Raw genomic sequence first — 9,361 nt, forward strand, 5'->3', positions numbered from 1 at the left:
GATCAAGATCGCATTCTTGGCGGCTAATCCGACCAGCACCACGAATCCGATCTGAGCGAGGATGTCGATAGGCATGCCTCGGACGTGAAGACCAGTCGAAGCGGCTAACAGACACATCGGCACGATCAGCACGATAGCCAACGGCAACGTCCAGCTCTCGTACTGAGCAGTGAGGACGAGAAATACGAATAGGGCGGAAGCTGCAAAAATTAACAGCGCGGGTGTACCCGGCAATTTCTGCTGATATGCGAGATCGGTCCACTCGTAGGTAATGCCTGGTGGGAGAGTGCGTGCGGCAATGGCTTCCATATGTTGAAGAGCTTCGCCCGAAGAAACGCCGGGTGCGCCAGATCCCTGCACCTCCGCTGAAGGGTAAAGGTTGTAGCGTGGGATCCGGTACGGAGCGGTACGTTCCTTCATCGTGGCAACGGTGCCGATGGGTACCATCTGCCCACTCGCGTTCCGAACCTTGAGTCGAGAGACATCTTCTCTGCTCTGACGAGAGGCTTGATCACTTTGCGCGTATACGGGCCAAGTGCGGCCTAGATAATTGAAGTCGTTCACATATTGTGGGCCAACGTAGAGTTGCAGCGTTGAGAATATGGACTCAGGCGATACACCGACTTTTTCCGCCTTCTCGCGGTCGATATCGGCATAGATGCTTGGAGATCCCGAATTGAAGAAGGAGTAGGTGCCGCCCAAAGCGGGGTCCCTATTCGCTTCTGCAATGAGTGCGTTAGTCGCTTTGCTCAATGCTTCCGAACCCAAGTTGTTCCGGTCCTCGACCATTAACTTGAATCCCCCGGCTGAACCGAGACCTTGAACCGGTGGAGGTGATATCACCGCAACCTGTGCTTCCGTGATACCAGCAAGTCTCTGCCTCACCGTCTGTAGCATCGTCGCTGCGTCGCCACCGGGTATCTCGACGTCATAAAGCGATGGCAGGGAGAAATAGATGCTTCCTGTATCGGAAGAGAACGTGAATGTTGAGACATCAAATCCCGCATTCGCTGAGGTAGTGAACCATTTCTCAGAAGACTCTCTGACGTGATGAGGTTTCAGCAGGACCGCGCACAGAGCGGGACTCAGCGTAAGAGAGACAAAGCAAGAGATGATCGTTGACGCCGCGATAGTGGTAGCGAATTGCTTGAAGAAGAGCCCAGAGATTCCCGAGATGAACGCGGAGGGCACGAACACCGCACATAGAGTCAGAGCGATCGCAATCAGTGCACCAGACACCTCGTCCATGGTTTTGTGAGCAGCGTCGACCGCCGACATACCCAAGGCCATGTTGCGTTCTACGTTCTCTACAACGACGATTGCGTCATCGACAACAATCCCTACGGCCAGCACGAGACCGAACAAGGAAAGATTGTTGACGGAAATTCCAAACAAAGCGAGGATAACGAAACTGCCAAGGAGTGACACTGGAATGGCCACGACCGGGATGAGCGTCGCTCGCCAGTTTTGTAGAAAGACGTAGACGACGAAGACAACCAGCACGACCGCAATCACGATGGTAACCGCGACCTCTTTGATCGATCGGCTTACGAATTCAGTGGGATCGTAGATCTTGATATCGCTGATGTCAGATGGAAAGTGTTTCTTCAGCTCGCGGAACTTGTCCAATACCTCATGCTCAACCGTGACCACATTCGATCCAGGCACGGCAAAGAACCAAAATGGATTTGACGGATAACGGTCCGAGTAAGAGATGCTGTTGTAGTCGGCGGATCCCAAATCGACGTGGCCTATATCACGGATACGCGTGACGTGTCCGTCCTTATCGGTCTTGATGATTACCGCCGCAAATTGTTCAGGTGTCGTCAGTCTTCCTAAAGCTTCAACGTTGATGCGATACGCGGCCGTGGTCGAAATTGGTGGTTGGTTCAAGACGCCTGCAGAAACCTGGGCATTCTGAGCGCGCAGGGCCGCCACGATATCGTCAGCACTGATATCGTGTACCGCGGCCTTGTCAGGATTGATCCAGATACGCATCGCGAACTGTCGTTCCCCGAGCGCAAAGATCCCCCCCACTCCCGGGAGACGAGATATCTCATCTCTCACGTGAAGCGTCATGTAATTCGAGATGTACGACACGTCGCGTGTCTGATGGGGGGAATATGGAAAAATGCCTAGCAGGTATGCGGGAATGACTTTCTGAGTCTTCACGCCTATCCGCTGAACGGGGTCAGGGAGCCGCGACAGCGTATCCTGCACTCGATTGTTCGTGAACTGTTGAGCAAGGTTCACATCACTGCCGATTTTGAACGTCGCGGTAATCGTGAGGTTTCCATCGCCAGTCGATTGGCTACTGATGTAGTCCATCGATTCGACACCGTTAATGGCTTGCTCAAGTGGAGTCGCCACAGTACGTGCGATCGTGTCAGCCGAAGCCCCTGGATACGCTGTTGTGACTTGTATAGTCGGTGGGACAATGTCGGGATATTGCGCAATCGGCAACGCAACTAGAGTCGCCAATCCGAATAACGTGATGAAGACGCTTGTTACCGTTGCGAAACGTGGATGATCGATGAAGAAATGAGTAAGCTTCATGGCTGGACAGCACTCCGATCCTGGGCGGTTCTGAAGGTGATGGTTCCGGTGTGTGGCGTTACCTTTGATCCCGGAGCAGCAATCGCGACCCCGCCGATGATCACTCTGTCGTTTGGTAGAAGTCCGGTGCGAATCACTCTGAGGCCACCACGCAGGTCGCCTAGTTGTACTTTCTTCGGCGTCACAACGCTGTCCGGTCCAACRGTCAACACAACGTGTTCGGACTGGTCAGGGAGAACCGCATCATCAGGAACGAGGAACACGGATGTAGGCTTCGTAGTCGGAAGCAGAACCCTGCCAAAAACACCGGGCGTAAGTAAAAGATCACCGTTGGGGAGTATGGCGCGTGCGTGGATGGTTCCACTCGAACGATCAAGGCTGTTGTCGATGAAGTTGAGAGTGCCTGCGTGCCTGAATTCGCTCTCATCACTCAACGCGGCGTCTACCCTTTGGGCGAGGCCACCTTTCTGCTTGGCTCGCTCACGCTCGAACGTCAGATAGTCCGACTCGCTCATGTCGAAATCAAGATAGATCGGATTCAAAGAAACTATCGTCGCAAGAAGCGTCGTCGCTCCAGCTCCCGCCCGGCTGCCGGAAACGAGATTGCCCATCGAGACAAGGTGATTTCCCATACGTCCCGTAAACGGGGCGGTGATGCGGCAGTGATTCAAATCAAACTGAGCGTCACGGATGAGCGCCTGTGCTGCGTTGATGGCAGCTTGTGCTGTTCGTTGCTCTCCTGCACGCTGTTCTACGTTCTCGACTGTTCCAGCTTCCGTCTGCTGCAACGTCTGCGCGCGAGTCAGTTCCTTCGTCGCAAGATCGTACCTGGCTTGAGCACTTTCGAGCTGCGCCGTGGCCTCACTCAACTTGATCTGGTACTGCGTCGGATCAATTTCAAACAGGAGATCGCCTTTTCGCACAACGTCTCCATCCTTGAAGCCAATTCTCGTCAGCGTGCCGCCGACTTGTGCTCGCAACTCGACGCGCTCTACCGGCGAGAACTGACCTAAGAATTGAAGCCGTGAGTCGAGGTCACGTTGAAGCGGCTCGCTGACGGTTACAACGGGAGGATTCGGTGGAGCAGCTTGGACGGTGCCTCGACCGAAGAAACGCACTCCAACAACGATTGTGATTGTGATTACAGCCACGATAGCCACGGTGCCGATCCAGAACTTAGGGCCGCGCCGGTTTATAGGTGAGCCGCTTAGCGCCCCAAGTTCGGGTTGATCAATTCTGTTTGTCATTGTTCCTCACTCAAGTGGCCTCTCGGCCATCAATGCTCGTTGTGTTGTCCCGTTGCAATACGACCCATACGGCTCTCAGGCGATCTGGGACAACCAGTGAGCGGAGGTTCCGGCAAAACACGTCGGGACCTCCGCATCGCTTGTTCTCATGCGGACGCTTTGCTTACAGCGGAGCGAACAGAGTCTTCAAACGTACCCATCAGTTCGGCATAAGGAGTTCCGCCATAGCTCACACGCGCGACACCGACTTCGGCCAATGACGAGATAGAGGGGCCTGAACCCCCGATCAAGATGTTGATCGGTAGAGTTGACGCTTCTGTCAACTTGCTAATGAGGGTGAGATCGATGAGCCCTGGCACAAACAGTCCATCGGCGCCGGCCTTCTTATAAGCTTCAGCACGCTTGAGCGCTTCGGTCAGCATTGCGATGGTGTGCTCACTGGACGGCGTGTTGATAAAGACATCAGTTCTTGCATTGATGAAGAACGCAAGCCCCTGTTTGTCGGCGGCCTGACGGGCACTAGCGATACGCGCAGTCTGATCCGCGATCTCTCGCAACGTGCCGTCTGATGGGAAGCTGTCTTCGAGATTGCAGCCGATAGCACCGGCATTAATTGCGAGTCCGATAGTCTCGCCAACGTCCCCAGGTGTAGCGCCGTAGCCACTCTCTAGATCAACGGTCACAGGCAAATCTGTGCTGTTAACGATGCGTCGCAGGTTTTCAATAGCTAGGTTGATCGGAGTTTGCTCGCCGTCTGAAAACCCGTTCGCCTCAGCAACTGCCCAACTGCTAGTCGCAATCGCCTTTACTCCGGCTGCAAGTGCAGCCTTGGCGCTGCCAGGATCCCATATGTTGTAAATGACAAGCGGATTGCCCGCGATGTGCAGCTTACGGAACTCTTCACTCTTGCTCTGTTGCGTCGCCATTGCTTCTCCTTCTCCCTGCAGATTTCCAACGAATCAAAACGGCATCTCGTCTTGCGCAGTGTTAAAGATGTGAACTGGCTCCGGCAGACTTGACATAAAACAGTCATATTCTGCCAACCAGACAATGGGCACATCCTCCGTGCAGCGCTGTCTCGGAAGTATCAGCACTGTTGTTGCACTTCAACACTTGTCGATTCGCATCGATGCTCAGCGGTCTGCGGGATACAGCAGACAGACATCGGGCCGCCCCCGACGTGGCGGCCCTAAGGTGGCGCAGTCTGTCTGTCCCACGCACTACGTAGGTGATCTCAGCCAAGCGCGACGATCGCGGAGGATAGTCAAGGCTGATCTTTAGACACTAAACATGACGAAATACAGTCAAATCCTGACACAAACAACAGTGGCAGAACTGACATAATTAGGGCATAAACTGCCATAGTAAAATCTACTTATGGCAACCCGCTCACGAGTCATCGCTTTCCTGGTGGCCTCTCCGTTTGAGCTTCTTAATCTGATGGGGCCAGCGTCGGTGTTTTCCAACCCACAAGTTAATGGCAAGCAACAGTACGCACTCAAGATTTTGTCAATGCAGCCGACCTCCGAGGTACAGAGTGTAGGAGGCTTCACTCTCGGGAATGCTTGCTTCTACGCAGATTATGTCGGACCAATCGACACGCTGATCGCAATTGGTGGAGAAGGGGCGATGATCGAATTTCATCCCCCCGAACTCATCCGCTGGTTGCGCAGACGTTCTGCTCACGTGCGTCGTCTCGCTTCGATATGTACCGGCGCGTTCATGCTGGCGGCCGCAGGTTTGCTCGACGGCAAGCGAGCAACAACCCATTGGAGCTATATCGACCAGCTGGCAGATCGTTACGCCAGTCTGACGATCGAACGCGATCCGATCTTCATCAAAGATGGGAAGACCTACACCACTGCAGGCATCAGCGCGGGCATCGATTTGGCGCTTGCACTAGTCGAGGAGGACTTCGGTCATGATGTAGCGGCGGCCTGTGCTCGTCACATGGTTCTGTTTTTGAGAAGGCCTGGAACACAAGCGCAGTACAGCACCTTGCTCGCACAACAGGCAGATGTCAGTGGAACGCCGATGCGTGATCTTCCGGCGTGGGCCAAAACGCGGCTCACCCAGACACTCGACGTGAATACGCTGGCAAAAGTGGTTGCGATGACTCCCCGTACGTTTGCTCGTCAGTTCGAAATCCACTTTCGAACCACGCCGGCACGTTGGGTGCAATCGCTTCGTGTTGAAGCTGCTCGACAACATCTGGAGGCAAAAGAGTTGCCTTTGAAAGCGATAGCGCGCAACACCGGGTTCCGGGATGAGCAGTCTCTCCGGAGAGCGTTTCTTCAGCAGCTATCGATGACGCCTAAGGAATACCGCGAACGCTTCGGCACTGTTTAGTACCGGTGCAATGCGCTCGTCGAACCTCAATGTTGTGAGAACTGGACTCAAACGATCTGCCCTGATGGAGAACCTGCCTTGCTGGAAATGAAGAAGAAGTGTGAGCGGTGTGATGCCGAGTTACCTATGAATGCCAGGGACGCGATGATCTGTTCCTACGAATGCACCTTTTGTGAGCGATGCGCCTGCGGTCCGCTTGCAGGCAGGTGTCCAAATTGCAAAGGCGAGCTACTGCGTCGCCCCGCGCGCGAGCCAAAGTAGGAGCTTTGGACGGAATTCCTTCAGTCCGCACCCGCGTAGGCCCCGCTCACCGCACACCTCAGATGACACCTAGGTCCGAGACCACTTCCAGCCCATCCGTTCGAAGGATGCTTCGATACTGGCCGCCCTACGATTGGGCAAGTGTCCTGGGATATTTTCGAGCTCATCAGATTCCGTACCTTGAAACGGCTGACAATGACGGATTCGGACGCGTCGTGCCGACCGGACAAGGGTTGGGATGGTTTAGGGTCACGCACGCTCCGAGGTCTCTGTGCCTCCGGCTAGTCATTTGGAATGCGACCGCGGAAGACATCGTCGAGATCGAAGCAAGGGTTAGGAAAATGTTCGATGTGGAGGTGAAGCCAGAGGATCTTGATGCAGCGATGAAGACGGATCGCTATCTTTCGGGATTTTGGATGCAACACCCTGGGCTCCGTGTCGCACGGTCTTGGAATGGCTTTGAGGCTCTGGTGACCACGATTCTGGGCCAACTCGTTTCGGTGAGTTTTGGACGCGTGTTGACCGGCGAGTTGATGAGGGCTGCAGGAACAGTGATGAGGCATCCGGAAACCTCCGAGGATATCTTTCTTTTCCCGACAGCTCAACAATTGCTGCTCGCGGACCTATCGAGCGTTCGTACCTCCATCGCAAGAAGAGCAACGATCCGAGCTCTCGCGACAGCCGTCGCGGATGGAACACTTGACGGCAAAGAAGCGCCTTCCGTAGCCGCACTTAGAGAGACCCTTCAGTCTGTTCCCGGTGTAGGAAAGTGGACCACCGAGTATGCAGCGATGCGAGGATTCGACGATGACGATGCTTTCCCGTCCTCTGACTATGGTCTGAAGCAGGAGCTGAAGCGTCACCCCGGGATTCAAATTGATTCTGTTCGCCCATGGCGCGCTTACGCCGCCGTTGCGTTGTGGGCGAGCTTCGCTGAAGAAAGGAATAGATCTCGTGAGTCTGTTGTATAGGTATTGTGATTCGCCAGTTGGCAAGCTCACACTTGTGGCGAGCGACCTCGGCATAGTCGCTCTTCTATGGGAAAACGACAATCCGGCACGTGTTCCGCTGGGTCCGCTCGCACCGGGGGATCATCCAACGCTGGACTTGGCCGAGAGGCAGCTCGCTGAATACTTCGCGGGAGAGCGAACTGCTTTTTCGGTTCCACTCGATATAAGGGGAACCTTCTTTCAGAAAGAAGTGTGGAAAGCTCTCTTGAATATTCCCTCTGGCGAGACCAGGACCTATGGTCAGATCGCGAATGGGTTGGGAAGGCCGAACCACTCCAGAGCCGTTGGAGCAGCGAATGCTCGGAATCCCGTGAGCATCATCATTCCTTGTCATAGGGTGATCGGGCATTCAGGAAAGCTCACAGGATTTGCGGGGGGCCTTGAGGTTAAGGCACGTCTACTGAACCTGGAGAGGGCGAGTTTCGTCGCCGGACGAGAAGGTCGCTCAGTCTGACAAAAAGCAGGCAGTTTCTGCCACCTATGCTCGACGCTGACGTGACTTTGTATTGGTCTGAATTACTCGCCAGGACTTCCAGGCACCCACGCTAGAAGTGGCGTAAATGGCAGCTTCTGACGACTTCTCGATCTCGATTGGAAGCCGGCAATCTGCGCTGAAGCGACCGCTCTTATCCGCAAAATCCGATGAACGAGCAAGCCTCTGAGCAATAGGCTCCCTTATAAATATCTGGCGTATACTCGACCTCCAGATGAGGCCCCTGTCTATGAACAAGAGATAGGCAGTGTTTATGTTGTCTGGGAATCTCTAACTCCCTCACGCCAAGCTTGTTGAATGAAAGGAACCCAAAATGTTGTTCGAACACAAGGTCGATATGCAGATCAACAACGATCGGACGGCGCTCGTTCTGGTTGATATCCAGAATGACTTCCTCACCGAAGGTGGCAAGTATTACGTCATGATCGAAGAGCTCATGAAGCGTAACAACGTCAATGGCAACCTGGAAACACTGCTCCAGACCGCCAAAGACCACGATTTCCCCGTGTTCATGTCACCCCATTACTTCTTCCCACACGATCACAAGGGGAAAACGGGCCTCAGTCCGATGGAAGATCTCGCATTAAAGGGAGGAGTAGTGGCGCGCCAGAGCCCGCTGCATTTCGACGGCGTGGCCGGCAGTGGCGCGGATATCCCCGATCGTTTCCGCAAGTACATGGAGGATGCTGGGACAACCATCGTATCGCGCCATGTCACCTACGCGCCGACCAGCGACCTGGTCTACATGCTGCGCCGTCACAAGATCGAAAAGGTCATCATGGCGGGTCCTGTAGCGAATCTTTGTTTAGAAGACCACATGCGCAATCTCATCCAGAACAGCCTGGAAGTCGTGATGGTTCGCGATGCGGTCGCGGCGGCTTCGAATGAAGAAGGTGCCGGATACGACGCGGCGATGATCAACTGGCGATTCATGGCAAACGCGGTTTGGACTACGCAAGAAACCGTCCACCGGATGATTGAAGCCGCGAAGGCATAGCACCTGCTCGCCAACCCTGCTTTGGACCTCTATGAAGGGTCTACATGGGCAGGCYTCGGCCAACAGCCAAATTTTCAAGCTTTTCTTCCATTCAACGGATAGCCCACGGCTTTCTCTTTCAAGACAGGAGCATCTTATGAGTAAAGGAACAATTCTCGTCATCGGTTCGAACGGCATTCAGCTTGAGGCACAGGGCGGCGGCACGATCACCATCGGCCAGTTTCTGAACGAAACCGCTGTTCCCCTGATGACGCTCGTCGCCGCAGGATACGACTTCGTTCTCACCACCCCAACCGGCGAGAAGCCGCACATGGATCAGGACTCCGATGCTCTGATCTATTTCGCGAATGACGACGCCGCCCGCACCCGAGCACGCAATTTCTTCAACAACAATCCTGCGATGAACGATGGCCGGACCATCCGATCCGAAATCGAGGTCGGTCTGGAT

9 protein-coding genes are annotated in these 9,361 nt (G+C 54.5%); 6 read left to right on the top strand and 3 right to left on the bottom strand.

Features of this window, described 5'->3' with window-relative positions:
- The 3 genes from AB4043_RS05725 to AB4043_RS05735 form a co-directional block, all read right to left on the bottom strand.
- A partial coding sequence (locus tag AB4043_RS05725; RefSeq protein ID WP_442306652.1) for an efflux RND transporter permease subunit occupies window positions 1–2,556 on the bottom strand: 2,556 nt, incomplete at its 3' end.
- Window positions 2,553–3,803 (bottom strand): efflux RND transporter periplasmic adaptor subunit, encoded by a 1,251-nt coding sequence (locus tag AB4043_RS05730; protein ID WP_442299643.1) that lies wholly within the window; start codon window positions 3,801–3,803, stop codon window positions 2,553–2,555. The genes AB4043_RS05730 and AB4043_RS05725, both read right to left, overlap by 4 nt.
- Before the next feature lie 146 nt (window positions 3,804–3,949).
- A complete protein-coding gene (locus AB4043_RS05735; protein ID WP_442299644.1) occupies window positions 3,950–4,729 on the bottom strand; it encodes an isocitrate lyase/PEP mutase family protein in 780 nt (259 codons plus the stop codon).
- A gap of 484 nt (window positions 4,730–5,213) precedes the next feature.
- Here AB4043_RS05735 and AB4043_RS05740 point away from each other — a divergent pair, with 484 nt between their 5' ends.
- From AB4043_RS05740 to AB4043_RS05765, 6 genes are all read left to right on the top strand, one after another.
- Window positions 5,214–6,152, top strand: a complete 939-nt coding sequence (locus AB4043_RS05740; protein WP_442299645.1) for a GlxA family transcriptional regulator — start codon at window positions 5,214–5,216, stop codon at window positions 6,150–6,152.
- Window positions 6,153–6,239: 87 nt separating this feature from the next.
- Window positions 6,240–6,413 carry a DUF1272 domain-containing protein gene (locus AB4043_RS05745; RefSeq protein WP_442299866.1) on the top strand — a complete coding sequence of 58 codons (174 nt, stop codon included), beginning with the start codon at window positions 6,240–6,242 and terminating at the stop codon, window positions 6,411–6,413.
- 107 nt (window positions 6,414–6,520) lie between these two features.
- Complete coding sequence (locus AB4043_RS05750) at window positions 6,521–7,384, top strand: DNA-3-methyladenine glycosylase family protein (protein ID WP_442299646.1); 864 nt, start codon at window positions 6,521–6,523, stop codon at window positions 7,382–7,384.
- A 34-nt stretch (window positions 7,385–7,418) separates the two neighbouring features.
- Entirely contained in the window at window positions 7,419–7,877 is a 459-nt protein-coding gene (locus AB4043_RS05755; RefSeq protein ID WP_442299867.1) for a methylated-DNA--[protein]-cysteine S-methyltransferase, read from the top strand.
- A 376-nt stretch (window positions 7,878–8,253) separates the two neighbouring features.
- Complete coding sequence (locus tag AB4043_RS05760; protein WP_442299647.1) at window positions 8,254–8,913, top strand: cysteine hydrolase family protein; 660 nt, start codon at window positions 8,254–8,256, stop codon at window positions 8,911–8,913.
- 136 nt (window positions 8,914–9,049) lie between these two features.
- Window positions 9,050–9,361, top strand: a 312-nt coding sequence (locus AB4043_RS05765) for a hypothetical protein (protein WP_442306653.1), incomplete at its 3' end; no start/stop codon positions are given.

It is taken from the genome of Terriglobus sp. YAF25, from assembly GCF_052113305.1.
Classification (GTDB): domain Bacteria; phylum Acidobacteriota; class Terriglobia; order Terriglobales; family Acidobacteriaceae; genus Terriglobus.

Excerpts from the sequence above, each read along its gene's own strand:
- AB4043_RS05735 (WP_442299644.1), bottom strand. The coding sequence starts at position 4,729 with ATGGCGACGCAACAGAGCAAGAGTGAAGAGTTCCGTAAGCTGCACATC.
- AB4043_RS05745 (WP_442299866.1), top strand. The coding sequence starts at position 6,240 with ATGAAGAAGAAGTGTGAGCGGTGTGATGCCGAGTTACCTATGAATGCC.
- AB4043_RS05750 (WP_442299646.1), top strand. The coding sequence starts at position 6,521 with ATGCTTCGATACTGGCCGCCCTACGATTGGGCAAGTGTCCTGGGATAT.
- AB4043_RS05760 (WP_442299647.1), top strand. The coding sequence starts at position 8,254 with ATGCAGATCAACAACGATCGGACGGCGCTCGTTCTGGTTGATATCCAG.